The organism is Billgrantia lactosivorans, from assembly GCF_003254665.1.
Classification (GTDB): Bacteria; Pseudomonadota; Gammaproteobacteria; order Pseudomonadales; family Halomonadaceae; genus Halomonas; species Halomonas lactosivorans.
Map to the genome: position 1 here is coordinate 319158 of NZ_QHGY01000001.1, position 23584 is coordinate 342741.

General features: G+C 67.9%; 23 protein-coding genes. 13 read left to right on the forward strand and 10 right to left on the reverse strand.

Annotated elements, in window-relative coordinates; genetic code table 11:
• The first annotated feature begins 82 nt into the window (after positions 1 to 82).
• The 7 genes from DIS04_RS01350 (at position 83) to DIS04_RS01380 (ending at position 5602) form a co-directional block, all read left to right on the forward strand.
• A complete protein-coding gene (locus DIS04_RS01350) occupies positions 83 to 898 on the forward strand; it encodes an IclR family transcriptional regulator (RefSeq protein ID WP_111411925.1) in 816 nt (271 codons plus the stop codon).
• Positions 899 to 995: 97 nt separating this feature from the next.
• The gene (locus DIS04_RS01355; protein ID WP_111411926.1) at positions 996 to 2117 is read left to right on the forward strand and encodes an MlaE family ABC transporter permease; all 1122 of its coding nucleotides are present in this window, start codon (positions 996 to 998) and stop codon (positions 2115 to 2117) included.
• Positions 2114 to 2920 carry an ABC transporter ATP-binding protein gene (locus DIS04_RS01360; protein ID WP_179951206.1) on the forward strand — a complete coding sequence of 269 codons (807 nt, stop codon included), beginning with the start codon at positions 2114 to 2116 and terminating at the stop codon, positions 2918 to 2920. Before DIS04_RS01355 ends, DIS04_RS01360 begins: the two co-directional genes overlap by 4 nt.
• Positions 2920 to 3837, forward strand: a complete 918-nt coding sequence (locus DIS04_RS01365) for an MlaD family protein (protein WP_111411928.1) — start codon at positions 2920 to 2922, stop codon at positions 3835 to 3837. Before DIS04_RS01360 ends, DIS04_RS01365 begins: the two co-directional genes overlap by 1 nt.
• On the forward strand, positions 3834 to 4448 hold the full coding sequence (locus DIS04_RS01370) for an ABC-type transport auxiliary lipoprotein family protein (protein WP_218938113.1): 615 nt from the start codon (positions 3834 to 3836) through the stop codon (positions 4446 to 4448). The genes DIS04_RS01365 and DIS04_RS01370 overlap by 4 nt, the downstream gene beginning before the upstream one ends.
• A gap of 90 nt (positions 4449 to 4538) precedes the next feature.
• Positions 4539 to 5228 (forward strand): DNA-binding transcriptional regulator CsiR, encoded by a 690-nt coding sequence (gene csiR / locus DIS04_RS01375; RefSeq protein WP_111411929.1) that lies wholly within the window; start codon positions 4539 to 4541, stop codon positions 5226 to 5228.
• A 152-nt stretch (positions 5229 to 5380) separates the two neighbouring features.
• Positions 5381 to 5602: a hypothetical protein gene (locus DIS04_RS01380; protein WP_111411930.1), complete on the forward strand. Its 222-nt coding sequence runs from the start codon at positions 5381 to 5383 to the stop codon at positions 5600 to 5602.
• Between the two features lie 10 nt (positions 5603 to 5612).
• Here the strand turns inward: DIS04_RS01380 and DIS04_RS01385 are convergent, their stop codons facing one another.
• Genes DIS04_RS01385 through DIS04_RS01395 form a run of 3 tightly spaced genes read right to left on the reverse strand, consistent with a single transcriptional unit; the run spans position 5613 to position 7998 of the window.
• Positions 5613 to 6542, reverse strand: a complete 930-nt coding sequence (locus DIS04_RS01385; RefSeq protein ID WP_111411931.1) for a 5-oxoprolinase subunit C family protein — start codon at positions 6540 to 6542, stop codon at positions 5613 to 5615.
• Positions 6539 to 7249, reverse strand: coding sequence for a 5-oxoprolinase subunit PxpB (gene pxpB, locus DIS04_RS01390; RefSeq protein ID WP_281270150.1), 711 nt, complete (start codon positions 7247 to 7249; stop codon positions 6539 to 6541). Before pxpB ends, DIS04_RS01385 begins: the two co-directional genes overlap by 4 nt.
• Complete coding sequence (locus tag DIS04_RS01395) at positions 7246 to 7998, reverse strand: 5-oxoprolinase subunit PxpA (RefSeq protein WP_111411933.1); 753 nt, start codon at positions 7996 to 7998, stop codon at positions 7246 to 7248. The genes pxpB and DIS04_RS01395 overlap by 4 nt, the downstream gene beginning before the upstream one ends.
• A 216-nt stretch (positions 7999 to 8214) precedes the next feature.
• Between DIS04_RS01395 and DIS04_RS01400 the strand changes: the two genes are divergently transcribed.
• The 5 genes from DIS04_RS01400 (at position 8215) to DIS04_RS01420 (ending at position 12625) form a co-directional block, all read left to right on the forward strand.
• Positions 8215 to 8652, forward strand: a complete 438-nt coding sequence (locus DIS04_RS01400; protein ID WP_111411934.1) for a VOC family protein — start codon at positions 8215 to 8217, stop codon at positions 8650 to 8652.
• A gap of 12 nt (positions 8653 to 8664) precedes the next feature.
• Entirely contained in the window at positions 8665 to 9642 is a 978-nt protein-coding gene (locus tag DIS04_RS01405) for a LysR family transcriptional regulator (RefSeq protein ID WP_111411935.1), read from the forward strand.
• A gap of 35 nt (positions 9643 to 9677) precedes the next feature.
• A complete protein-coding gene (locus tag DIS04_RS01410) occupies positions 9678 to 10661 on the forward strand; it encodes a TRAP transporter substrate-binding protein (protein WP_111411936.1) in 984 nt (327 codons plus the stop codon).
• 64 nt (positions 10662 to 10725) lie between these two features.
• Positions 10726 to 11289 (forward strand): TRAP transporter small permease, encoded by a 564-nt coding sequence (locus tag DIS04_RS01415; protein WP_111411937.1) that lies wholly within the window; start codon positions 10726 to 10728, stop codon positions 11287 to 11289.
• A 31-nt stretch (positions 11290 to 11320) separates the two neighbouring features.
• Positions 11321 to 12625 carry a TRAP transporter large permease gene (locus DIS04_RS01420; protein ID WP_111411938.1) on the forward strand — a complete coding sequence of 435 codons (1305 nt, stop codon included), beginning with the start codon at positions 11321 to 11323 and terminating at the stop codon, positions 12623 to 12625.
• Positions 12626 to 12629: 4 nt separating this feature from the next.
• On the opposite strand, the gene DIS04_RS01425 is transcribed toward DIS04_RS01420, so the two are convergent.
• From DIS04_RS01425 to DIS04_RS01440, 4 genes are read right to left on the reverse strand one after another with little or no spacing between them, the layout of a single operon-like run.
• Entirely contained in the window at positions 12630 to 14471 is a 1842-nt protein-coding gene (locus DIS04_RS01425) for a protein kinase domain-containing protein (RefSeq protein ID WP_111411939.1), read from the reverse strand.
• Positions 14472 to 14480: 9 nt separating this feature from the next.
• Entirely contained in the window at positions 14481 to 16160 is a 1680-nt protein-coding gene (locus DIS04_RS01430) for a dihydrolipoyllysine-residue acetyltransferase (RefSeq protein ID WP_111411940.1), read from the reverse strand.
• A gap of 27 nt (positions 16161 to 16187) precedes the next feature.
• Positions 16188 to 17165: an alpha-ketoacid dehydrogenase subunit beta gene (locus DIS04_RS01435; RefSeq protein WP_111411941.1), complete on the reverse strand. Its 978-nt coding sequence runs from the start codon at positions 17163 to 17165 to the stop codon at positions 16188 to 16190.
• 1 nt (position 17166) lies between these two features.
• The gene (locus tag DIS04_RS01440; RefSeq protein WP_111411942.1) at positions 17167 to 18393 is read right to left on the reverse strand and encodes a thiamine pyrophosphate-dependent dehydrogenase E1 component subunit alpha; all 1227 of its coding nucleotides are present in this window, start codon (positions 18391 to 18393) and stop codon (positions 17167 to 17169) included.
• Between the two features lie 482 nt (positions 18394 to 18875).
• Here DIS04_RS01440 and DIS04_RS01445 point away from each other — a divergent pair, with 482 nt between their 5' ends.
• Positions 18876 to 20729 (forward strand): hypothetical protein, encoded by a 1854-nt coding sequence (locus DIS04_RS01445; RefSeq protein ID WP_111411943.1) that lies wholly within the window; start codon positions 18876 to 18878, stop codon positions 20727 to 20729.
• Between the two features lie 33 nt (positions 20730 to 20762).
• On the opposite strand, the gene DIS04_RS01450 is transcribed toward DIS04_RS01445, so the two are convergent.
• From DIS04_RS01450 to DIS04_RS01460, 3 genes are read right to left on the reverse strand one after another with little or no spacing between them, the layout of a single operon-like run.
• Positions 20763 to 21521 (reverse strand): ABC transporter permease, encoded by a 759-nt coding sequence (locus DIS04_RS01450; protein WP_111411944.1) that lies wholly within the window; start codon positions 21519 to 21521, stop codon positions 20763 to 20765.
• Positions 21518 to 22459 (reverse strand): ABC transporter ATP-binding protein, encoded by a 942-nt coding sequence (locus tag DIS04_RS01455; protein ID WP_111411945.1) that lies wholly within the window; start codon positions 22457 to 22459, stop codon positions 21518 to 21520. Before DIS04_RS01455 ends, DIS04_RS01450 begins: the two co-directional genes overlap by 4 nt.
• Positions 22456 to 23577 carry an ABC transporter permease gene (locus DIS04_RS01460; RefSeq protein ID WP_111412735.1) on the reverse strand — a complete coding sequence of 374 codons (1122 nt, stop codon included), beginning with the start codon at positions 23575 to 23577 and terminating at the stop codon, positions 22456 to 22458. The genes DIS04_RS01455 and DIS04_RS01460 overlap by 4 nt, the downstream gene beginning before the upstream one ends.
• Positions 23578 to 23584 lie beyond the last annotated feature (7 nt).

Here is a 23584-nt window from a genome sequence, read left to right on the forward strand (position 1 = left end):
GTTGTCCCGGGCCAACGCCGCCAACGCACCCGGCCCGGGCGATATGCGATACTCCGCCAAACGCATGCGACAGGGAGCCCCGATGAACAAGCCCGCCCCACTGGACAGCGAGACGCCACCGCCGCCCAAGGATCGCAACTTCGTCACCGCCCTGGCACGCGGCCTGGAGCTGCTGCGCGCCTTCGGCCCCGGCGAGGAGTACCTGGGCAACGCCGAGCTCTCCAGCCGCACCGGCATCCCGCGGCCGACGGTCTCTCGCCTGACCTACACGTTGACCCGGCTCGGCTACCTGCGCCACAACACGCGGCTCGAGAAGTACCGCCTGGGACCCGGCATCCTGGCGCTGGGCTATCGCTTCCTGGCCAGCCAGGGCATTCGCGATATCGCCCGCCCCTTCCTGCAGCAATTCGCCGAGGCCACCGACTGCAACGTCAGCCTGGGGGCGGCCGACCACCACGACATGGTCTACGTCGAGAGCTGCCACGGCAGCGGCCCGCTGATCGTGCGCCTCGACGTCGGCTCCCGCCTGCCGATGGCGACCACCGCGATCGGCCGCGCCTGGCTCTGCGGCCTCTCCGAGGCACGCCGCGAAGCGATGCTGGCCGAACTCGCCGCGGTGCATGGCGCCGACTGGCCGGCGCTGGAGAAGGGTATCCGGCGCAGCCAGGAAGACTACGCCCGCTACGGCTTCTGCCTCTCCGAGGGCGACTGGCAGTCCCAGATCAGCGCCGTGGCCACCCCGCTGATCCTCGAGGAGGGTGCCGAGGTGATGGCCATCAACTGCGGCGGCGCCGCTCATCGCCTCGGCCACTCGATCATGGTCGACAACCTGGGCCCGCGGCTCAAGGAAGTTGCCCGCCGCATCCTCGCCGAGCTGCGGCATGGCGCGGCCGGCTAGCCGGGGGGCCCTGCTGTCGCCCAACGGCGCATGACGATATAGTGACGGTGAGCCCCCGCAGGGGCACCACTCTTCAGGGGGAGACGGACCACTCGCCATGCCCGACACCGCTTCTCGTCCCGGCATGCTGGAGCAGGATGCCCATCGCCTGAGTGCCGTCGGCGACTGGACGCTGCCGCACTATGCCAGGCTGAGGGAAGCCGTGGCCAAGGTTCACCAGGCCGAATCGATCGACCTGCAGCGGCTCGGCGAACTGGATACCTCCGGCGCCGCCCTGCTGGTCGACCTGCTGGGTCCAGAGGGCGTGCATGACATCGCCCAGTGGGCGCCACAGCTCTCCCCGGAACGCCAGGCACTGCTCAGGGTCGTCGCCGACGCCACGCGCCGTCCCTTGTACCCGCCGACAGCACCCCGCTCCGGCCTGACGGCGGCCCTGGCCAGGCTGGGGCAGGTCGTCGAGCTGCTTGCCCGCCAGCAGCTCAGGCTGGTCGCCTTCATCGGCCTGACCCTCACCACGCTGCTGGCCACACTGGTCACTCCCCGGCGCTGGCGGATCACCTCGCTGGCGGCGCAGGTGCAGCAGTCCGGGCTCAACGCCATTCCCATCGTCGCCCTGCTGACCTTCCTGGTGGGCGCGGTGGTCGCCTTCCTCGGCGCCACCGTGCTGCGCGATTTCGGCGCGACCATTTACACCGTCAACCTGGTCGCCTACGCGTTCCTGCGCGAATTCGGCGTGCTGCTGGCCGCCATCCTGCTGGCTGGCCGCACCGCGAGCGCCTTCACCGCCCAGATCGGCGCAATGAAGGCCAACGAGGAGCTCGATGCACTGCGCGCCCAGGGGCTCGACCCCGTGCAACTGCTGGTGCTGCCCCGGGTGCTGGCCATGGTGGTCAGCCTGCCGATCCTGGCCCTGATCGGCACGCTGAGCGGCATGCTGGGCGGGGCCCTGGTCTGCGCCATGGCGCTCGACATCTCCACCACCCAGTTTCTCACCATCCTGCAGCGCGACATTCCCCTGAGCCACTTCGCGGTGGGCATCGGCAAGGCCCCGCTGTTCGCCTTCGTCATCGCCGTCATCGGTTGCCTGGAGGGCTTCAAGGCCGGCGCCAGCGCCCAGTCGGTGGGTGAGCACACCACCTCCAGCGTGGTGCAGTCGATCTTCATGGTGATCCTGCTCGACGCCCTGGCGGCGCTGTTCTTCATGGAGATGGGCTGGTGAACCGTGCGGGCGAGGCCGTCGTCGAGATCCGTGGCCTGGTCAACCGCTTCGGCCGGCATGTCGTGCACGACGGCCTGGATCTGGACATCCGCCGCGGCGAGATCCTCGGCGTGGTGGGGGGCTCCGGCTCCGGCAAGTCGGTGCTGTTGCGCAGTATAGTCGGACTCAAGCGACCCGACGGCGGCACGGTGCGCGTGTTCGGCGAGGAGCTGCAGCGCCTTGCCCCTGCCCGCCGCACCCAGGTGGAGCGCCGCTTCGGCGTGCTGTTCCAGCGTGGCGCTTTGTTCTCCTCGCTCGACCTGCAGGAGAACGTCGCCCTGCCGCTGATCGAGCATGGCGGCCTCACGCGCCCCGATGCCGAGCGCCTCGCGCGGGTCAAGCTGGCAATGGCCGGGCTGCCGCCGGACGCCGCGAGACTCGACCCGGCGGCACTCTCCGGCGGCATGATCAAGCGCGCCGCGCTCGCCCGCGCCCTGGCGCTGGACCCGGAAGTGCTGTTTCTCGACGAGCCAACCGCCGGCCTCGACCCCATCGCTGCCGCCGCCTTCGACCGCCTGCTGCTGACGCTGCGCGATGCCCTGGGTTTCAGCGTCTTTCTGGTAACGCACGATCTCGATACGCTGTACGCAAGCTGCGACCGCGTGGCGGTCATCGCCGACAAGCGCATTCGCGTGGCCGATACGCTGCCCGTGGTGGAAGCCACCGAGGACCCCTGGATACGCGACTATTTCCACGGCCCCAGGGGACGCGCCGCCCGCCAGGCGGCGCGACGTCATTCACCACCGCAGGGGGAGAACCGCTGATGGAGACCCGTGCGCACCATGTCGTGATCGGCCTGTTCGTCGTGCTGGCCGCCGTCGGCGGAGCACTGTTCGCCCTGTGGCTTAACCAGAACACTCGCGACCAGACCTATACCGAGTACGAGGTGCTCTTCAACCACGGCGTCAGCGGCCTGTCGGAGGGCAACGCCGTCGAATACAGCGGTGTGCGCGTTGGCGAAGTGGCCCGCCTGCGCCTCGATCCCGCCGACCCGCGCAACGTCCTGGCGCTGATTCGGGTGGAGAGCCAGGTGCCGATTCGCCAGGACACCCGTGCGCGGCTGGCCCTGGCCAACATCACCGGCAGCATGTCCATCCAACTGCACGGCGGCGCCCCGGCGAGCCCGCTGCTGATCGCCCAAGGCGACACACCGCCACGCATCACCGCCGACCAGTCGCCGCTGAGTGCCATGCTCAGCGACAGCGAGGAGCTGCTGGGCAACGTCAACCGCGTGCTGTCTCGGCTGGAGGCGGTGCTATCGGAGGACAACGTGCACAACCTCGAGCGCATCCTGGCCAACCTGGAGCGCACCACCGCCCAACTGGCCAGCCTGGGCGACGCCCCGGGTCGGCTGAGCGAGCGTCTCGACGAGGTCTCGCGGGAGGCCGCTCGGGCGCTCGCCGCGATACGCGCCCTGGCAGATCGCACCGGTGACATGTTGCTGGTGGATGCCCGCCAGGTCACCGCCAGCCTGGCGCGCACCGCGCAGAATCTCGAGACGCTGCTGGACGACAACCAGGGCGCACTGGAGAACGGGCTGCGCGGGCTGCAGGGCCTGGGGCCGGCGACCCTGGAGCTGCGCAACGCCCTCTCCTCGCTCAACCGCCTGGTACGCCGCCTGGAGGAGAGTCCGCGCGACTTCCTGCTCGGGCGCGATCGCGTCGAGGAGTTCAGTCCGTGAGATGTCGCCCGCTGCTGCCTGCGGTCGTGGTCCTCCTGCTGGCCCTGGCCGGCTGCACTCTGGTACCCGAGCGAACGCCGCCCGCCCTCTACGAACTGCCTGCCTATCCACTCGATGCCGCGCCTGGTGACGGCGCACCGAGCGATATCACCCTGCGCCTGGCAACGCCGGACGCCAGCGGCCTGCTCGACGGCGCACGCATGCTGGTCGTGCCGCTACCCAACCAGCCGCGTGCCTACGAGGGAGCGCGCTGGGCCGACGACATGCCGCGGCTGATCCGCGACCGCCTGCTCGACGCCTTTCAGGAGGACGGGCGCATCACGCACCTGGTGCACGACGGCAGCGCGGTGGCGGCCGACATCGAGCTGCTCAGCGACCTGCGCACCTTTCACAGCGAATATCGCGACGGGCTGCCCGAGGCAGCGCTGCGCCTCGACGTCAGGCTGGTGGACGCCCGCTCCCAGCGGCTCCTGGCCAGTCAGCGCTTCGTCCAGCGCCAGCGAACGGAGAGCGAAGCCATTCCCGCCGTGGTCGACGCCTTCGGCCTGGCGGCGGACAGGTTGGCACGCGAGGTGGTCGACTGGACCACGACGCAGCTGGAACGTCGCTGAAAATGTAGACACTCGATATGAATGGCGTGCGGTTACCAGTATCGGTAACGTTTGGTTATCATACTCGGCAAAAGCATGGAAAGAGCGACGATGACGATGGATACGCCACGCCAGAACCTCGGTATCAGCGCCTACAGCTGGCTCAAGCACGACATCATCCGTGGCGTCTTCCAGCCCGGAGAGAAACTGCTGATGAGCCGGCTCAAGGAGCGCTATGGCCTGGGCATCGGCCCCCTCCGCGAGGCCCTCTCGCAACTGGTGGCCGAGCGCCTGGTGGTCGCCATCAGCCAACGAGGCTATCGGGTCGCCCCCATGTCCCTGGCCGAACTCGCGGACCTCTACGATGCCCGGGCCCAAATCGAGGGGCTGGTGCTGAAACTCGCCATCGAGCGCGGTGACGACGCCTGGGAGGCCGACATCCTGGCCAAGGCGCACACCCTCTCCAAGGTGATGGAGGTGAACTCCCCCGACGAGCTGCTGGATGTCTGGGACACGCGCCACAAGGCGTTTCACACCGCCATTGCCAGCGGCTGTCGTTCGCCACACCTGCTGCAGGTGCGCGAGAGCCTGTTCGACCAGGTCGAGCGCTACCGCCACCTGTGGTTGCGCGAGACGGTGTTCTCCGAGGAGGCGCTGGAACGCAAGCGCCAGGAGCACGCGGCGCTGGTCGAGGTCATCCTCGAGCGCCGGGCCGCGCGCGCCGCCGACATGATGCGTGAGCACCTGATGACCCCCGTTCCCATCATCACCGAGGTGATGACCCGCCGCGGCCTGGCCTGACGCCGACACGAACGCCCTCGCTTCGCCGCCGTCACCCAGCTGTCACGTAGCGCCGCCAGAATGGCGGGTGACATGCCGATCGCAGCGGCTTATGTTGAGGGTATAACGAATCGAAACGGCCTGGCTGCGCAGGCCCCAGGGGGGAGGGTGTCATGCCACATCTGCTGAGGTTTTCCCGCGACGTCGAAGCGCGCCTCGAACGACTCGCCCAACGCACCGGCCGGGGCAAGGCGGAACTGATCGAAAGCTGCCTGGTGGTGGGCCTGCACGACCTCGAAGCCCAGTACCTGCTCGAGGAGGCCGTGAGCGCCCCGTTGCCCAGCACGCGCCCCGCCCTCGACCAGTTGCTGCGCGAGAGCGGGCTGGGCGCCTGAGCGTCAGGATTCAGCGGAACGATTCCAGGCAGCGCTGGTGCGATGCCAGCGCCCGCTCGAGGGACGTCGCCACCAGGCATACCTCCTCGCCGGGCAGGCACTGTGCCAGCCGCGCCGTGGCAAGCGGCGTCAACGCGCCCAGGCGCGGATAGCCGCCGATGGTCTGGCGATCGTTGAGCAGCACGATGGGCTGGCCGTCCGGCGGCACCTGCACCGCCCCGAGAGGGATGCCCTCGGAGATCATGCTGCTCAGCCGACAGTGCAGTTCGGGGCCGCGCAACCTGACGCCCATGCGGTCGGCGCGGTCGTCGATTCGCCACGTCGTATTGAAGGCACGGTAGAGGCTCACGCCGGTGAAGTGAGCGATCTGCGAGCCAGGCACCAGGGCCAGCCGCTGACCGACGAGGGTGACGCTGCTGGCCGGATCGAACGGCAGGCGTCGCACCTGGCCGCACTGGCCGCGCCACTCCAGCCGATCCCCGCCGACCAGCGCGCTGCCATCCCCCCGGTGCCCTCCCAGCTGCTCCCGCGGCGTGGCGCTGCGGCTGCCCAGCACCACGGGCGCCTCGAATCCGCCCGGTACGGCGAGGTAGGCACGCAGGCCCTTGCGCGGCTGGCGAAAGACCAGGCGCTGCCCGGCCGCGATGCGGAAAGTGGCGCCCGGGGCGAGCGGCCGGTCGTCCAGGCGGGCATCGAGGTCCGCCCCCATCAGCGCCAGGGTGGCCGCGCCCTCGGCCTCCAGGGTCAGGCCACCGCCGAGCACGACCTCCAGCGCCGCGGCATCCAGCGAATTGCCCAGCAGCCAGTTGGCCCAGCGAAACGACACCCAGTCGGCGGCCCCGCCCTGGGTCACCCCCAGGTGGCGTACGCCGAAACGGCCTGCGTCGACCATCAGCGCCAGGGGGCCGGCCTGGACGACGCGCAGCGCTGCGCCGCTCATGCCGCGGCCTCCAGCGGCGCGGTATCCCCGCCCTGCCGCTCGAACTCCTCCCGGCTGACCGGCGCGAAGCGCACCCGGTCGCCGGGCATCAGCAACGGCTCGCCGCGACGCGCCTGCTCGAATAGCGGCACGGCGGTACGTCCGAGAATGTTCCAGCCGCCCGGCGACTGCAGCGGGTAGATCGCGGTCTGGCGTTCGGCGATGGCAACGCTGCCGGCGGGGACCCTGCGTCGCGGCGTGGCCAGGCGCGGCGTGGCCAGCGTCTCTTCCACCAGCCCCATGAACGCATAGCCGGGCGCGAAGCCAAGGGCGAAGACGTGATAGTCGCGGCCGCAGTGGCGATGCACCACCTCATCGACTGAGAGCCCGGCCCGTTGCGCCACGCGTGCCAGTTCCGGGCCGACGCTGGGGTCGTACCAGACCGGGATCTCGTGGCGCTGGCCGAGCGCGGCCGTGGCCGGCTCGAGCCGAGCGAGCGCGGATTCGACCAGGCGCAGCGCCTCGGCGTGGCCCAGTCGCCGGCAGTCGTAGTGCAGCATCAGCGTGGTGTAGGACGGCACCAGGTCGATCAGCGACTCGCCAAGCGCCTCGCGCAGCGCTCGGTCGGCGGCGAGGATCCAGGGCATGTTGGCCTCGTCGATGGTGTCGAACAGACGCACCATGAACACGTCCATGGCGGTCGTTTCGATCCGCGGGCGAAGTGTCACGGCGTTGCCAGCGCCTGGAAAGCCTGGCGAATCGCGCGCACCGACGCCACCGACTCGGGGTTGTCGCCGTGCACGCAGAGGGTGTCGCAGGGCAGCTGCAACGGCGTGCCGTCGATGGCCTCCAGGGGCTCGCCGCGGGCCAGGCTCACGGCCTGGGCGACGATGGTCGACTGGTCGTGATGAACCGCACCGGGCTGGCGCCGCGAGACGAGATGGCCGGTGGCGTCGTAGGCACGATCGGCGAAGGTCTCGAACCAGATCGTGATGCCCATTTCCTGTGCCAAGCGGCGGCTCGGCGCCGGGTCGGCGGTCGCCATCACCATCAGCGGCAGACCGGCGTCGTAGCTGCGCACTGCGCGCATCACGGCGCGCAGCAGCTCGGGATCGCGGGCCATGTCGTTGTACAGTGCGCCATGCGGCTTGACGTAGCGAATAACGGTACCTTCGGCCTGGCAGATGCCGGCCAGCGCCCCGACTTGATAGAGCACCAGATCCTCGACCTCTTCGGCTGAGCAGGCCATGGAGCGACGTCCGAACCCCATCAGGTCGGGGTAGGCGGGATGGGCCCCGACCCTGACGCCGTGCGCCACCGCGAGTCGCACCGTGCGCCGCATCACATGGGGGTCCGAGGCGTGGTAACCGCAGGCGATGTTGGCACAATCGACGTAGGGCATGACCTCGCTGTCGAGCCCCAGCGAATAGTTGCCGAAGCTTTCGCCCATGTCGCAATTGAGCAGGGGGACGGCCATGGCGACTCCTGTGTCAGGCAGTGTCAAGGTCTATTCTTGTAGCGAATCCCACTATATGAAGCGCGCTTTTCCATTGCCAATCGTTTTTCACGATACTCGATATCGGCATCGTCTATCATATTGTTATTCGGTGGAAAAATGGTTGACCTCGTCACTCTCAGGGATTATCAATGAAGGGAATCGCGACCTTATAACGTCAACAACAGGAGTCCCCTCATGGCGGTTAAAGATCCCTTCCACCTGGCCGTCCAGGTGCACGACCTCGACCAGGCCCGGCGCTTCTATGGCGATTTCCTCGGCTGTCCCGAGGGCCGCTCGTCCGACAGCTGGGTCGATTTCGACCTCTTCGGCCATCAGTTCGTCTGCCACCTCAACCCGGCGCTGAAGGACAACCCGGTCGCCAGCCACAAGAACCCCGTCGACGGCCATGGCGTGCCGGTACCGCATTTCGGCGTGGTCCTGGAAATGGATGCCTGGGAGCGACTCGCGCAGAAGCTGCGCGATCACGGCGTGACCTTCGAGATCGAGCCCTACATCCGCTTCAAGGGCGAGGCGGGCGAGCAGGCGACCATGTTCTTCTACGACCCTTCCGGTAACGCCCTGGAGTTCAAGGCATTCAAGAACCGCGAAGCGCAGCTTTTCAAGAAGGCTTGAGCCGGCATCCCGATGCTCGACTTCAAGGAACTTGAAGCGTTTGTCTGGGCGGTCAGGCTGGGCTCCTTCCGCAAGGCGGCGGAGCGCCTGCACCTGACCCAGCCCTCGGTCTCGGAGCGCATCTCGCGCCTCGAGGGAAGCGTCGGCGAGGTGCTGCTGGAACGCTCGGCCAGGCCCATCCAGCCCACCATGCGCGGGCGAGAATTCTTCCAGCACGCGGAACGGCTGCTGCAGCAGCGTGACGAGGCGCTGCGGATGTTCGACGACGAGGAGAGCTATTCCGCGCCGCTGCGGCTGGGCGTGATCGAGACCATCGCCCACAGCTGGCTGCCCGACTTCATGCGCAGCCTGACACAGCGCTACCCCCAGCTCACCATCGAGCTGAGCGTCGATTACTCGCCGGCGCTCAACCGGCGACTGGCCAGGAACGACCTCGACATCCTGCTCGCCATGAACGGCTATCTCGCCCCCGACCGCGTCGACCAGGTATCGCTCAGCCCTTATGAGATGGGCATGTTCGTCTCGCCCGACCATGTACCGATGCTGGACGCCAGCCCCGAGCGCTGGCTGCTCGGGCTGCCCTTCATTTCCTTCGGCAAGAAGGCACGACCCTACGAGGAGCTGCTTGCCTATCTGGCCCGGCAAGGTCTCGAGCAGCCGCGCATCCACAGCGTGAGCACGCTGATGACCATCGCGCGCATGACCATGGAGGGGCTCGGTATCGGCGCCCTGCCGGTCGCCACCGTGCTCGACGAATGGCGAAGCGGCAAGCTTTATCGCCTGGCACTGCCGTCTCCGCTGCCCGACATGCACTACGACGTCATCTGGCGGCCGGCCAGCCATCCGCGCTTCTGCCGCAGCGTCGGTGTGCTGGCCCAGGCGTGCGCCCGGCGCTACGCCAGGGCACGCGGCGAGGAACTGGCCCGCAGCGATTTTCCCGGCCGTTGGGTGCGGCCACAACGACCCTCGACACACCCATTGGCAACATGACCGCAACCCGTAGAAATCCAACAAGAGAGAACGTCATGAACAAGATCCTGTCCCGCTCCCTGCTGCTGGCTACCGCCTGCTCGCTTGCCGCCACGGCCTCGGCCGCCGAATGGACCATGGCGACCCCCTATGGCGATGCCAGCTTCCATACCAAGAACGCCAAGCAGTTCGCCGAAGACGTGGCAGAGGCCACGGGGGGCGAGCTGACCATCAACGTGCACAGCGGCGGCTCGCTGGTGGCCCACGGCGAGATCAAGCCGTCGGTGCGCCGTGGCACCATCGAAGCCGGCGAGGTCTTTCTCTCCACCCTGTCCAACGAGGACCCCATCTTCGAGGTCGATACCCTGCCGGGCGTGGCCGGGAGCTACGAGGAGGCCTTTGCGCTGTGGGAGACCACCAAGCCGCTGATCAGCGAGCTGTTCGCCAACCAGGGCATGATGCCGCTGTACGCCGTGGCCTGGCCGGCCCAGGGGATTTACACCGACTTCGAGCTCAACGACCCGGAGCAGTTCGAGGGCCTGCGCGTACGCGCACCGAACATCAACACCCAGCGTTTCGTCGACAACCTCGGCGGCAGCCCCACCGAGACCGAGGAGTCCGACATCCCCACCGCGTTCAGCACCGGCCGCGTGGATGCCATGATCACCTCGAGTTCCACCGGCAACTCGATGACGGCATGGGACTACGTCTCCCACTACACCGACGCCAACCTGTGGCTGCCGAAGAACATCGTCTTCATCAATCAGCGCGCCTTCGATCGTCTCGACGAGGCGACCCAGGAAGCGTTGCTGGAAGCGGCCGCACGAGCCGAGGAACGTGGCTGGCAGATGAGCCGCGACGACAACCAGGCCAGCCTCGAGGCGCTCGAGGAGAACGGCATCACCGTCTCGAAGCCGAACGACGACGTCGCCGCCGCCCTGCAGGAGGCGGGCGACCAGCTGTTCGCCGACTGGCAGGAGCGCGCCGACGATCAGTCCCTGGAGGTCCTCGAGGAGTACCGCGAACAGCGCGGCAACTGATCGCCGTCATCACCACGGCGTGGCGGACACCCCGCCACGCCCCTGCACCAAGCGAGGCCCGGCCATGACGTTCAAGTTCACAGCGCTTTACCGCCTGGGCGCCTGGGGGGCTGCCGCCTGCATGGTAGCCATCTGCGCCCTCGTTGCCCTTCAGGTCACCTTTCGCCTGGTCGATGCCCTGCTGGTGCTGGTCGGCCTCGGTCGCCTGGGCCTGGGCTTGACCGGCGTGTCGGAGTTTGCCGCCTACCTGTTGGTGGGGGCGACCTTCCTGGGGCTCGCCTATACCTTCGTTCACCACGCGCACATCCGCGTCACGCTGCTGCTCTCGCGGCTGCCGGCGGCGCCACGCGCCTGGGTCGAGGTCTTCTGCCTGCTGGTGGCGCTGGTCATCAGCCTGCTGCTCGGCTATGGGCTGGTCGAACTCGCCCGCGAGAGCCGTGCGTTCGATGACGTCTCCTCGGGATTCCTGTCGATACCCCTGTGGATCCCGCAGACGATACTGGCCACCGGGGTGGGCCTGCTGTGCCTGGCGCTGGCAGAAGCCCTGGTGATGACGGTGCGGATCGCCATCCGCGAGCCGGACCGTTTCCGTGAAGCGACCGCCACCGACGACAGTGAAACTCACTGAGGCTCGCCTCAACCACACGGAGTAGCAACACGTGCTGATACTCAGTCTGGCTACCATCGCCACGTTGGCGATCCTGCTCGGCAGCGGGGTGTGGATCGCCTTCGCCCTGATCGGTACCGCCTGGATCGTGCTGGCGTTCTTCAGCCCCTTCGCGCCGGGCCCGATTCTGGCCTCCGATTTCTGGGGCGCCAGCTACGGCTGGGACCTGACCGCCCTGCCGATGTTCATCTGGATGGGCGAGATCCTGTTCCGTTCGGGGCTCGCCGACAACATGTTCCGCGGCCTTTCGCCCTGGCTCAACCGCCTGCCGGGCCGCCTGCTGCATACCAACATCCTTGGCAGCGGCATGTTCGCCGCGGTGTGCGGTTCCTCGGCGGCCACCTGCGCCACGGTGGGCAAGATGACCCTGCCGGAACTGGAGCGCCGCGGCTACGACAGCAACATGGCCATCGGCACCCTGGCCAGCGCCTCCACGCTCGGCCTGCTGATTCCGCCCTCCATCGTGCTGATCGTCTACGGCGTGGTCACCGAGCAGTCGATCTCGCGGCTGTTCATGGCCGGCATCGGCCCTGGGCTGATGATCCTCACGCTGTTCATGGGCTATCTCGTGGCCTGGTCGCTGCTTCACGGCAATCGCCGCGGGCTCACCGGCCAGGACGAATCCCGGCTGCCGCTGGGACGCAAGCTGCGCCAGACGCTGGAGCTCGTGCCGATCCTGCTGCTGATCGCCGGCATCATCGTGTCGATCTACGGCGGGCTGGCTTCCCCCACCGAAGCGGCGGCGGTCGGGGTGGTGCTGTCGATGCTGATCGCCCGCTGGAACGGCAGCTTCGATGCCGCCATCTTCAAGGCCTCGCTGTTCGCCGCCATTCGCACCGCCTGCATGATCGCCTTCATCATCGCCGCGGCCTCGTTCCTGACCTCGGCCATGGGCTTTACCCAGGTGCCCATGCAACTGGCCCGCGCCATCGGCGAGATGGGCCTGTCGCCGACCATGCTGCTGGTGGCCCTGACCCTGCTGCTGCTGGTCATGGGCTGCTTTCTCGACGGGATCTCGCTGATCCTGCTGGTGACCGCCATCATCATGCCGCTGGTGGATGCCGCCGGTTTCGACCTGATCTGGTTCGGCATCTACCTGGTCATCGTGGTGGAGATGTCGCAGATCACGCCGCCGGTGGGCTTCAACCTGTTCGTGATCCAGGGCCTGACGGGCAAGGACATCGTGACCATCACCAAGGCCACCCTGCCCTTCTTCCTGCTGATGCTGCTGGCGATCGCGCTGATGCACCTCTTCCCGGAGATCGCGCTGTACCTGCCCCAGAGCATGACCCGCTAGACGACTAGGCCTGGGCCTCGCCGCCCCGCGCCTCCTCGCGCGGGTTGCGCGGATAGTAGCGCTCCGGCTGGCGCTCGACATGGGCGAAGAAGCGGGTGTCCTTGTAGGGCATCTTCATGAAGCCCGACACCCCCAGCCCCTCGATGAGGCCCACCGCCTCGAGGATGTCCTCGAGGCGGTCGCGAAACTCGGCCTCGCGCGAGGGGTCGAGCAGGCGGTAGTAGCTGTGGATCTTGAGGTGCTGGGGCAGGGCCTCGAAGATGATCATGCCCGTGTGGTGGATCTCGTTGAGCGCCTCCAGCGAGGTGATGATCGTCTCCGGCAGCACCAGGAACTCCTCGGGGTCGGGGCCGTCCTCGAAGTAGCTGTGCAGCCGGCTGCGATCCTCCAGTTCGGGCACCGCGCTGACCTCGTAGCGCAGCCGCATGCCAGGCTCGACGACGAAGGGATGCGCCGGGCTCTCGCGATCGAGGTGAAGGGTGTCACGGGCGTTGAACAGGCAGCTCTTGAAGATGCCCTGGCGATAGATGGCTCGCGCCAGGTTGACCATGTTGTTGACGGCGGCGACGAAGGCCGGCTTGAGCCGGGTATCGTGCAGGTTCAGCGAGGTGTCGATGTAGACGCCGTCGGCTTCCCAGCGCACGGCGAGCCCCCCCACCACCGGGTACTTGCCCAGCCGACTCACTGCGGCGAGGAAGGCCTTCTCGGTCTCGCCCATGCCCTGCATGAAGTTCTTGTAGTAGCGGTCGAGCTGCACGTCGTTGACGTCGTTGAGTGTCTCCCTGCCCCCCTCCTCGCGCAGGAAGGCCTTGCGCGAGCTGTAGACGACGGTATCGATCTCCCGGCTGGCGGGCCGCACCCAGGTCGGCAGCAGCGCCGTCTCCGGCGCTTCCGGCAGGTCGATCATCACCACCCGCGCCAGGCGCGGCATCTCGCGGATGAAGTGATCGCCCGCCCGCAGCCGTACGCGCGGGTCGGGGTCGAGCATGCCGTCGAGCATGCGCGCGAACTCCATGGGCAGGCCCAGGGAAGTGGCGGGGATGGCGCGATGGCCGAAGCGGCACGACTGCGCCGAGGCCAGCGCATACAGCGTGCCGGCCGCCCCCTGCTCGTCGAAGCGCGGGGACGACAAGGCGCCGTTGAGCTGCTCCTCGCCGATGAAGTAGACGTCGCCTAGGCGCGCATTGGTCTGCTGCAGGTTGTCCGACATCAGTTCCATGACGTTGGCCGCCACGAACTGCTGGTTGGCGTCGAGCTGGGCGAATACCGACGAGCCCCAGTCGATCAGGGCCACGGCCTCGCGGCTTGCATCGAACACCAGGTTGGAGGGCTTGATGTCACCGTGCACGATGGGTCGGCCCGCCGGCCCCGCCTCGCGGCGCAGGCTGCGCAGGATGTCGGCGAGCTGGTCGGCGATACGCACCACCAGGCGCGGCGACAGGCGCCCCTGGCGCAGCGAGACCTCTTCCAGGTTGATCCCCGGGGCGCGCTGCATCACCAGGATCGACTGGTTGCGCACGCGCTGGAAGGCGATCAGCCGCGGCACCCGGGGGTGGACGACCTGCTCCAGCATGAAGGCCTCCTCTTCGAGGCGATCCTGCAGCTGCTGGGGCAGGTTGACCCGGGTGAACTTGAAGACATACTCCTCGTCGTGGGCGGTGATGCCGGCGAAGACGAAGCCGTAGGCGCCCTTGCCGATCAGCTCGATGTCGCGGTAGCCCAGCTGCTCGAGCTGGGCCTGGCACAGCGCCACCCACGCCTTTAGCTTGCGCGCATCGTCGTGGCTGAGCAGGTAGATCGACTGCTCTTCGGGTATGTAGAACTGCTGCAGCGGCGCCTGTGACATGGACCGGCCTCAGCCTAGGTGAAGAAGCATGGTCTCCGGCGCTTCCAGGTATCCCTTCCAGGCGTTGCAGAAGCGTGCAATGGTGCCGCCGTCGATCACCCGGTGGTCGCCCGCCCAGGTCACCGTCAGGATCGCCCGCCTCACCACCTCGCCGCGTTCGTCGAAGCGCGGCAGCCATTGGCTCTTGCCGATGGCGACGATCGCCAGCTCCGGGGCATTGATGATCGGCGCCGCATAGGTACCCCCGAAGGCGCCGATGTTGGAGATGCTGATGGTTCCCTCCTTGAGGTCCCCCTGAGCCACTCGGCCTTCGCGGGCGGCGGCGGTGAGGCGCTGGATCTCGCGCGCCACGTCGAGCAGGGTGCGCCGCTCGACGCCCTTGACGTTGGGCACGATCAGGCCCGCTTGGCTGTCCACGGCCATGCCCACGTTAACCGACGGCAGGTAGTGGATCTCGCTGACCTCGGGATTGAGCCGGGCATTGAGGATCGGCTCCTCGCGAACCGCCAGTGCCAGCGCCTTCATGAAGAACGGCATCAGCGTCAGGCGAACCTGCTGCGCCTCGGCCGCCGGCTTGAGCCGTTCGCGCAGCGCCAGCAGTTCGGTGACGTCGATCTCCTCGCCGTACTGAAAGTGCGGGATGGTGCTGGCCGACTCGACCATGCGCCGCGCCATCACCGCGCGTACGCCGCGGATCGGCTCGACCCTCACCTCGCCCGCGATGCTCGCTACCTCGTCGCGGGCGGGCCGTGACCTCGAGGGCGACGGCTCGACGCCGTAGCCGGGGAGGCTCTCGGCAGGCTGTTCCTGCCCGGATCGAGCGTGCTCCAGCGACCCATCCAGATAGCGCAGCACGTCCTCCTTGAGCACGCGACCGTCCTTGCCCGAGCCGGCTATCGCCTCGAGCGACAGGCCATGCTCGCGCACCAGGCGGCGTACCGCGGGGCTGGCCGGAATGCGGCCGTAGGGGCCGCGGCCGCCGCCGGACGCAGGTACCACGCTCTCCATGCGCCCAGGCGCTTGTGCTACGCCGGGTTCGGAACCAGACGCCTCAGCGACGACGGTCTCCTCGCCTGACTCGCCATGAGCCGGCACATAGGCGAACAAGGGGGCGTGCACCTTGGCGACCTCGCCCTTGGGCACGTAGAGCTTGCTCACCGTGCCCGCCTCGGGGGCGGTGATCTCGACCAGCGCCTTGTCGGTCATCACGTCGACCAGCGGCTGGTCCTCGGCGATCGTCTCGCCCTCGGCCACACGCCACTCCACCACCTCGCATTCGACGATGCCCTCGCCGATATCGGGCAGAATGAAGTCCGTCGTCCTGGCTGACCCTGCGTCGGACGGCCCCGTCCGCGCAGCGCCGGGAGGGGGCGCTTCCGCGGCCGGGCTCGCCACCTCGTCCTGCGGCCGAGCGACAGGGCGCGGCGGCTCCGCTGCCTCGCCTTCCTGGTCGCCCACGGCCTCATAGGCGAACAGCGGCGCATGCACCTTGGCGATCTCGCCCTTGGGCACGTAGAGCCTGGTGACGCGCCCGGCCTCGGGGGCGGTGATCTCGACCAGCGCCTTGTCGGTCATGACCTCGACCACCGGCTGGTCCTCCTCGATGACGTCGCCCTCGCCGACGCGCCACTCCACAATCTCGCATTCCACGATACCTTCGCCGATATCGGGCAGCATGAAATCGCTCATCGTTCTCTCCTGTCCTGATATCGGGCGTCAGAACGCCACGGATGCCTTGATCGCTTCGAAGATCTTGAGGTGATCGGGCAGGTACTCCTTCTCCAGCGTCAGCGGGAAGGGCGTGTCCAGGCCCGTCACCCGTTCGATGGGCGACTCCAGGTACAGGAAGCAGCGCTCCTGGACGGTGGCGGCGATCTCCCCGGCGAAGCCGCCGGTGCGAGGCGCCTCGTGAGTGATCAGCAGGCGGCCGGTCTTGAGCACCGACTCGACCACGGTATCCTCGTCCCACGGCAGGATGCTGCGCAGGTCGATCACTTCGCAGGAAATACCCTCCTTCTCGGCCAGCTCCACGGCGCGGTCGATCACCTCCATCTGCGCGCCCCAGCCGAGCACGGTGATGTCGCTGCCCTCCTTGGTGACCTCGGCCTCGCCGATGGGCAGCTGGTAGTCCTCCTCGGGCACCTCGCCCACCGCGGCACGGTAGAGCCGCTTTGGCTCGAAGAAGATCACCGGATCGGGGTCACGGATCGCCGACAGCAGTAGCCCCTTGGCCTGGTAGGGGTTGCGCGGCACCACCACCTTCAGGCCCGGCGTATGGGCGAAGTAGGCCTCGGGGGACTGGGAGTGATAGTGGCCGCCGGAGATGCCGCCGCCGTAGGGCGTGCGAATGGTCAGGCCGCCGACATTGAACAGGTCGCCGGAGCGATAGCGGAACTTGGCCGTTTCGTTGACGATCTGGTCGAAGGCCGGAAAGATGTAGTCGGCGAACTGGATCTCGGCCACCGGCACCGAACCCTGGGCCGCCAGGCCGTTGGCGAAGCCGATGATGCCCTGTTCCACCAGCGGCGTGTTGAAGCAGCGCTCGCGGCCGTACTTCTCCTGCAGATGGCTGGTGGCGCGAAAGACTCCGCCGAACACGCCCACGTCCTCGCCGAAGCAGAGCACCTTGTCGTCCTCGGCCATGGCGATGTCCAGCGCGTTGTTGATCGCCTGCAGCATGTTCATCCTGGGCATGTCAGGCTCCCCCCTGCTCGTCGCCGGTCTTGTGTTCACCGCCCGGCGCCTTGACGTCGGGGTCGAGCGACCTTGCCCCCTTCGGATAGGCGTCGGGGTGCTTGCGGATATGGGTCTTGAGGGCGTCGAGCTGACGCTGCAGGGCCGGCGTGACGTCGGCATAGACGTCCGTGACCAGGCTCTCCAGCGGCGGCGGCGGCCGCTTCTCGGCGCGTTTCATGGTCTCGAGCACCTCTCGGCGCAGGGAGTCCTGCAGGTCCTTCTCGCGTTCCTCGCTCCACCAGCCGCGCTCGATCAGCCAGCGCTGCATGCGCAGGATCGGATCCTTTTCGCGCCACGCCTCCTCCTCCTTGCGCGAGCGGTAGCCGGAAGGATCGTCGGACGACGAGTGCGCGGCCAGGCGATAGGTCATGGCCTCGATCAGCACCGGCTGGTTCATCTCCACGGCGATCCTGCGGGCTTCCTGGGTGGCGCGGTAGACCGCCAGCACGTCATTGCCATCGACGCGGATCACGTGCATGCGATAGCCGAAGGCGCGCGGCGCGATGCCGTCGGCGGCGAACTGCTCGCTGGACGGCGTCGAGATCGCATAGCCGTTGTTGCGGCAGAAGAAGATCACCGGCACCTTGTGCACCGAGGCCATGTTGAGCGCGGCATGGAAATCGCCCTCCGAGGCCGCGCCCTCGCCGAAGAAGGTGATGGTGCAGTGACCCTCGCCGGCCAGCTTCTGGCCGTAGGCGTAGCCGGCGGCCTGGGGAATCTGGGTCGCCAGCGGCGACGAGATGGTCATGTAGTGCAGCTTGCGCGAGCCGTAGTGGATCGGCATCTGCCGGCCCTTGCCGTAGTCGAGCTCGTTGCCGAACAGCTGGTTCATGAACTCGTCGTAGCTGAAGCCACGGTAGACCAGGGCCCCCTGCTCGCGGTACTGGGCCATGATCATGTCGGCGTCGTCGAGCGCCGCGGTGGCACCGATGACCGCCGCCTCCTCGCCGGTACACTGCATGTAGAAGGAGAGCCGGCCCTGGCGCTGCGCCGCCATCATGCGCTCGTCGAGGACCCGCGTGACGAGCATCGCGCGATAGATCCTTAACGCCGTCTCCTCGTCGAGCTCGGGGGCCTCGGCTCCCTCGTACAGCGAGCCGTCCTGCTGCAACAGGCGGAAGGTGGGTATGTGGAACTCGTCGCCGGTCATGAAGCTCGGCGAATGGACGTCGTGTGTTGTTGTCATCTTCCTGATCCTTGGGTAATGGCAGGAGGAGAACCGCCCCTCGTGAGGGCAGTGTTGTCTCTAATGTAGCCGTCTGCCAGAGGGTCACTCCAGCAGGCCGCCAACGCTGGATGGGTTGACGTTAACGTAAGATGACTCTTACTGCATCCCTTTTTACTGCTTCATAGCACGATGGTATAGGCATTCGACTACCTCAAGCCAAGTGCACGACATTATCGCCCAGTCATGACCTCAACGCCGTGAAGTGGCGACGCCGCTGCAGCCGCGCCGCGACCCGCCCCATGACCGCCAGGCTGTCGCCGTCCGCAGACCAGCGTGAAAAACCTCGTACCTTTCCCTTGCTGCGCCTCGCCATCCCTACTAGAAAGGAAGGGGCGTGCCGAAACGAGCACCCCATCCTCACGCGCTCCCGCACGTGACAACACACTGGTCCAGCCCGGGCAGCGGAGCCTGCCCGTGGACAGTCGACAGGGAGTATTCGCATGACTCGCCACCTCGACGCCGCCTCGTCAAACGCCCTCGCGGCCCATCGCACCCCGGTAGAGCAGGCCGCAGCGCATGCCGCCCTGTTTCGTCCCGATCCCACGCTCATCCCTGCACTTCGCTCGGAGCTCGATGACCTCCTGACGCGGCAGCAGGACGACTATGCCGGCCTGACCCGAATGCAGCAGGCGACCGCCCTGTTCGACGACTTGCATGAACAGCCCCTCACGCAGGAGCTTGAAGCCGCCCTGGCGGCACTACGCGAGGGTCCCGCGGGCCAGCTGGTGCGACGCTTCAACGAGGCGATCGCCCCCAGTGCCCCACCACCCGCAGGCGAGGAGGACGGCGGCGAGGAACGCCCTGTGGAAACCGTCACCCTGGGCGATACCGAGGAGGACGCGTCGTACGACGACATGGGCGACGCGGCCCTGGCATTGCGCCTGAGCGCCGACGAACGGAACGAGGAGTATCACGGCGTGTTCCGCTTCGACGGCAGCGGCCCGGCGACGATCGACACCTTCCTGTCGGAGGATCCGAACCCCGACTACGATTCGCCCAGCGGCACCTATCACCTTTCCCACAGCGAGACGTTGAGTCTGCAGGTGGCCGAGGAGACCGGTTTCAGCGGCACCTTACATGCCGATGCGGCGCAGTCGCTGGAGGTGGATGCGACCGGCTGGTTGAACAATGCCACGCTGCACGGCGCCAGCCTGACCGAAGCCACCTTCAGCATGGACATGGTGAGCCGCTACGAGGACGACGAGGCCCATGGCGGTACTTACCATGCGATGGACATCGATGCCGAGAGCCTGGAACGACTGACGGTCCAGGGCGATGCCCGCTTCCACCTCACCTCCACCGGCGAGTCTGAGGCCCTGCGGCGCGTGAATACTGACACCGATGGCGAGTTCCTGCTCTCGGGCTTCGAGCTCGACCATCTGGAAGAAGCCAAACTAAGCGGCGGCGGCCGGGTCGTCTTCTATGCGGACGAGGCCAGCACGCAGGCCGAGTCGGTGCGCATCGACGCGGCTGAACTCAGCGGCGATGTCTTCCCCCTCCCCCCCGGCGAGGACACCTTGAACGCCAGCATCGGCGCCTTTGACGGCCCGACACGAGGCACGGCCGAGATCATCGGCTCGCAGGAGGGCCAGAACACTCTCGCTGTCAGCGGGCGCGACCTTTCCTACACCGGGGGCGAAGGCACCGACTTCCTGAACTACGCTGGCGCTGGGGAGCTGGACGACATGGCCGCTTTCCATATCCAGTCCCCCAGTGCCACCGTCCACTTCACCGACGTGGCGGCAGACGGCGAGCTGGCGCTCGATGAAGGCCTTGTCCGGGCTAGCGGTGACAGCCTGGTGCAGACCGATGCGTTCCTGGCGCTGACCGGCGGCATGTTGCACCCCGAGAGTCGCGACGGCGAAGTCACCATCGAGGCGAACGGCGAGGCGTCGCTGGATCCCCTTCCCCCCTCTCACATCGAGCCGGAAGCCTACAACAGCGCCTACTTCGCACGCGAAACCGGCGACAGTCACTGGTCGGTCGACGAGGAGGGTCGCTTCGACGGCCGCTTCGACTTCGACGCCAGCGTGACCAATGCCGATGACGAGACCCTGGATGGCCTGCTGTTCGAGGACGACGAGGGCGACCTCTTCTATGTGCTGGATACCGATACCGACCCCGGCATCGAGGCGGGAGCGGATGCCTTTCGCATCGGCGAGGTGGGTGATGGCTGGGCCGATGGCGGCGACGTGCAGAGCGCTGCCGAGGTCGACGCCGTCATCGATGATCGCGCCCTGGCGCTGCTGGGCGTGGGTGAGACGACGCTGACCGAGCATGGCGAACTGGCCTGAGGCGCATTGGGAAGGCGCCTGCCGCCCGCGGCGCTAGCCGCGCCGCAGCAGGCGTTCGAAGCCGCTGTCCACCGCCAGCGCCAACAGCCCGATCAGCACGGCACCCTGAACGATGTAGGCCGTATTGCCGTTGACGATTCCGGTGATGATGGGATCGCCTAGGTTGCTCGCTCCCACCGTGGCGCCCAGTGCCGCGGTGGCGATGTTGATGGTCACCGAGGTGCGGATGCCGGCAAGAATGACCGGCGCCGCCAGCGGCAGCTCGACCTGGCGCAGCACCTGCCCCGCGGTCATGCCCATGCCGCGCGCCGCCTCGTGCACCTCGGCAGGTATGCTGCCGATGCCGGCCAGGGTGTTGCGCACGATGGGCAGCAGGCCGTACAGCAGCAGCGCGACGATGATCGGCAGGGTGCCGAAACCGAGCACCGGCACGGCCAGCGCCAGCACGGCCACCGGGGGGAAGGTCTGGCCGATGGAGGCGAGCTGCGATACCAGCGGCAGGAAGTCACGGCCGGCGGGTCGGGTGACGGCGATCGCGGCCCCCACCCCCAGCACCACCGCCAGCAACGAGGCGACGCCCACCACCAGGATGTGCTGACCCAGCAGCGCGAAGAAGCCCGATCGGCGATAGACCACGGCGCGCACGTCGGGCTCGATCAGGCGAAACAGCCACTCGAGCTGCCCCATCCCGGCCGACAGCAGCAGCAGCGCGAGCCAGGCGAGCGGCGTCAGCCAGCGGCGCGCCCTGGCCAGCGGCGTGATGCGGCGGGCGTCGAGGGCCGTCGACTTCATGACGCCCTGGCCCCGAGCAGGCGACGCAGCGACAGCTCGCCGATGGGAATGTCCTCCTCGTCGACCACCGTCAGGCGGTCCACCTGATGCCACAGCATGACCGACAGCGCCTGGCTCAGCGACGCCCCGTAGGCAATCCGCTCGCTGGCCAGCAGCCGCGGCCCCAGCGGCAGCATGCGCTCGCCGACCTTGATCAGTGCCGCCTCCTTGAGGCCGCGATCCATGCCGCCCAGCAGCGACTCGACGAAGGCATTGGCCGGATCGTGCAGCAGCTCGATCGGCCCGCCCTGCTGCACGATCCTGCCCTGATGCATGACCACCAGACGGTCGGCCAGCGACAACGCCTCGTCCATGTCATGGGTGACGAAGACGATGGTCTTGTGTAGCCGCGCCTGAAGCTCACGCAACTCATGCTGCAAGGTCTCGCGGGTGATCGGGTCCAGCGCGCCGAACGGCTCGTCCATCAGCAGGATGTCGGGATCCGCCGCCAGCGCCCGGGCCACGCCGACGCGCTGCGCCTGGCCGCCGGAGAGCTGGCGCGGGTACTTGTCGGCAAACTCGGCCACCGGCAGTCCCAGCAGCCGCATCAGCTCCTCGACTCGCTCGCGCACTCGCGCCCTGGGCCACTTGAGCAGGCGCGGCACCAGGCCGATGTTGCGCGCCACCGTCCAGTGGGGAAACAGACCGGTGCTCTGGATGACGTAGCCGATGCGCCGGCGCAGGGTCACCTCGTCGAAACTGCGCACCGGCTGGCCATCCAGGTGGATCTCACCGCCATCGTGCTCGATCAGGCGATTGACCATGCGCAGCGTGGTCGACTTGCCGCAGCCCGAGGTGCCGACCAGGACACACAGCTCGCCCTTCTCGATTCGCAGCGTGATGCCATCCACGGCGGTCTCGTCGCCGAAGCGCTTGGTCACGTCGAACAGTTCGATCATGCGGCCCCTCCCGGTCGCAGGCATTCACTCAGGGAACCGAACAGCGCATCGGCCAGCAGCGCCAGGGCGATGATCGGCAAGGCGCCGAGCAGCACCATGTCCATGGCCGCCTGCCCCAGCCCCTGAAAGATGAAGGTCCCGAGTCCCCCCGCGCCGATCAGTGCCGCCACCGCCGTGAGCCCGATCGCCTGCACGGTGGTGATACGCAGACCCTCGAGTACCACCGGCAGCGCCAGCGGCAGGCGCACCTGCAGGAACACCTGCCGCCGGCTCATGCCCATGCCGTGTGCCGACTCGATCACCGCGGGGTCCACCTCCTCCAGCGCCACGTGAATGTTGCGCACCATCGGCAGCAGGCTGTAGCCGAGCAGGGCCAGGAACGCCGGCGCCCAGCCGATGCCGCCGACGCCGATCGACGCCAGCCAGTCGAAGCGCGCGCCGAGCCAGGCCAGCGGTGCCAGCAGCAGACCGAACAGCGCCAGGCTGGGTATGGTCTGCAGGAAGTTGAGCACGCCGAACCCCACCCGGCGTACCCCGGCATGTCGGCGCATGGCCAGGACCAGCAGCACGGCCAGTATCAGGCTGGCGGCGACCGCCGCGCCCACCAGCATCAGATGCGTGCCCAGGGCGCCGATGAACTGGTCGCTGCGGGCCTGGTACTCGCGCAGCAGCGCCAGCGGCTCGAGCCATAGCGACAGCGCCACCCACCAGCCCGCGACCACCGGTATCAGGAGCAGCCAAGCCGTCGCCCGCGACAGCCCGAGCCGCGTGCGCAGCTCGATTAGCGCCAGCAGCAGCAGAAACAGCAGCAGCCAGAGGGAGGCACCGATGGCGACACGCGCCTGGGGCATGTCGGACGTGACCAGCACGGACGTCGCGGCCGAGAGCCACAGCGGCAGCAGCGTCAGCAGTGCCACCACGGCGGCCAGCGACAACCGCAGCCCCTTGTCGTGCGGCCGCCAGGCGAGGAACGCGACAGCGAGCATCGGCACGGCCAGCAGCAGCGCCGGCCAGCCGTTCATGACGTCCAGCGCCGAATGCGGCGTGCCGGGCACGATCCGGTTGGCTGCCACGCTCACCGCATCGAGGGTGAGCCACGCCGCCGCGGCGCCCAGCATCAGGCTC

Excerpts from the sequence above, each read along its gene's own strand:
- DIS04_RS01350 (WP_111411925.1), top strand. The coding sequence starts at position 83 with ATGAACAAGCCCGCCCCACTGGACAGCGAGACGCCACCGCCGCCCAAG.
- DIS04_RS01355 (WP_111411926.1), top strand. The coding sequence starts at position 996 with ATGCCCGACACCGCTTCTCGTCCCGGCATGCTGGAGCAGGATGCCCAT.
- DIS04_RS01365 (WP_111411928.1), top strand. The coding sequence starts at position 2,920 with ATGGAGACCCGTGCGCACCATGTCGTGATCGGCCTGTTCGTCGTGCTG.
- csiR (WP_111411929.1), top strand. The coding sequence starts at position 4,539 with ATGACGATGGATACGCCACGCCAGAACCTCGGTATCAGCGCCTACAGC.
- DIS04_RS01380 (WP_111411930.1), top strand. The coding sequence starts at position 5,381 with ATGCCACATCTGCTGAGGTTTTCCCGCGACGTCGAAGCGCGCCTCGAA.
- DIS04_RS01385 (WP_111411931.1), bottom strand. The coding sequence starts at position 6,542 with ATGAGCGGCGCAGCGCTGCGCGTCGTCCAGGCCGGCCCCCTGGCGCTG.
- DIS04_RS01395 (WP_111411933.1), bottom strand. The coding sequence starts at position 7,998 with ATGGCCGTCCCCCTGCTCAATTGCGACATGGGCGAAAGCTTCGGCAAC.
- DIS04_RS01400 (WP_111411934.1), top strand. The coding sequence starts at position 8,215 with ATGGCGGTTAAAGATCCCTTCCACCTGGCCGTCCAGGTGCACGACCTC.
- DIS04_RS01405 (WP_111411935.1), top strand. The coding sequence starts at position 8,665 with ATGCTCGACTTCAAGGAACTTGAAGCGTTTGTCTGGGCGGTCAGGCTG.
- DIS04_RS01410 (WP_111411936.1), top strand. The coding sequence starts at position 9,678 with ATGAACAAGATCCTGTCCCGCTCCCTGCTGCTGGCTACCGCCTGCTCG.
- DIS04_RS01415 (WP_111411937.1), top strand. The coding sequence starts at position 10,726 with ATGACGTTCAAGTTCACAGCGCTTTACCGCCTGGGCGCCTGGGGGGCT.
- DIS04_RS01425 (WP_111411939.1), bottom strand. The coding sequence starts at position 14,471 with ATGTCACAGGCGCCGCTGCAGCAGTTCTACATACCCGAAGAGCAGTCG.
- DIS04_RS01430 (WP_111411940.1), bottom strand. The coding sequence starts at position 16,160 with ATGAGCGATTTCATGCTGCCCGATATCGGCGAAGGTATCGTGGAATGC.
- DIS04_RS01435 (WP_111411941.1), bottom strand. The coding sequence starts at position 17,165 with ATGCCCAGGATGAACATGCTGCAGGCGATCAACAACGCGCTGGACATC.
- DIS04_RS01440 (WP_111411942.1), bottom strand. The coding sequence starts at position 18,393 with ATGACAACAACACACGACGTCCATTCGCCGAGCTTCATGACCGGCGAC.
- DIS04_RS01445 (WP_111411943.1), top strand. The coding sequence starts at position 18,876 with ATGACTCGCCACCTCGACGCCGCCTCGTCAAACGCCCTCGCGGCCCAT.
- DIS04_RS01450 (WP_111411944.1), bottom strand. The coding sequence starts at position 21,521 with ATGAAGTCGACGGCCCTCGACGCCCGCCGCATCACGCCGCTGGCCAGG.
- DIS04_RS01455 (WP_111411945.1), bottom strand. The coding sequence starts at position 22,459 with ATGATCGAACTGTTCGACGTGACCAAGCGCTTCGGCGACGAGACCGCC.
- DIS04_RS01460 (WP_111412735.1), bottom strand. The coding sequence starts at position 23,577 with ATGCTGGGCGCCGCGGCGGCGTGGCTCACCCTCGATGCGGTGAGCGTG.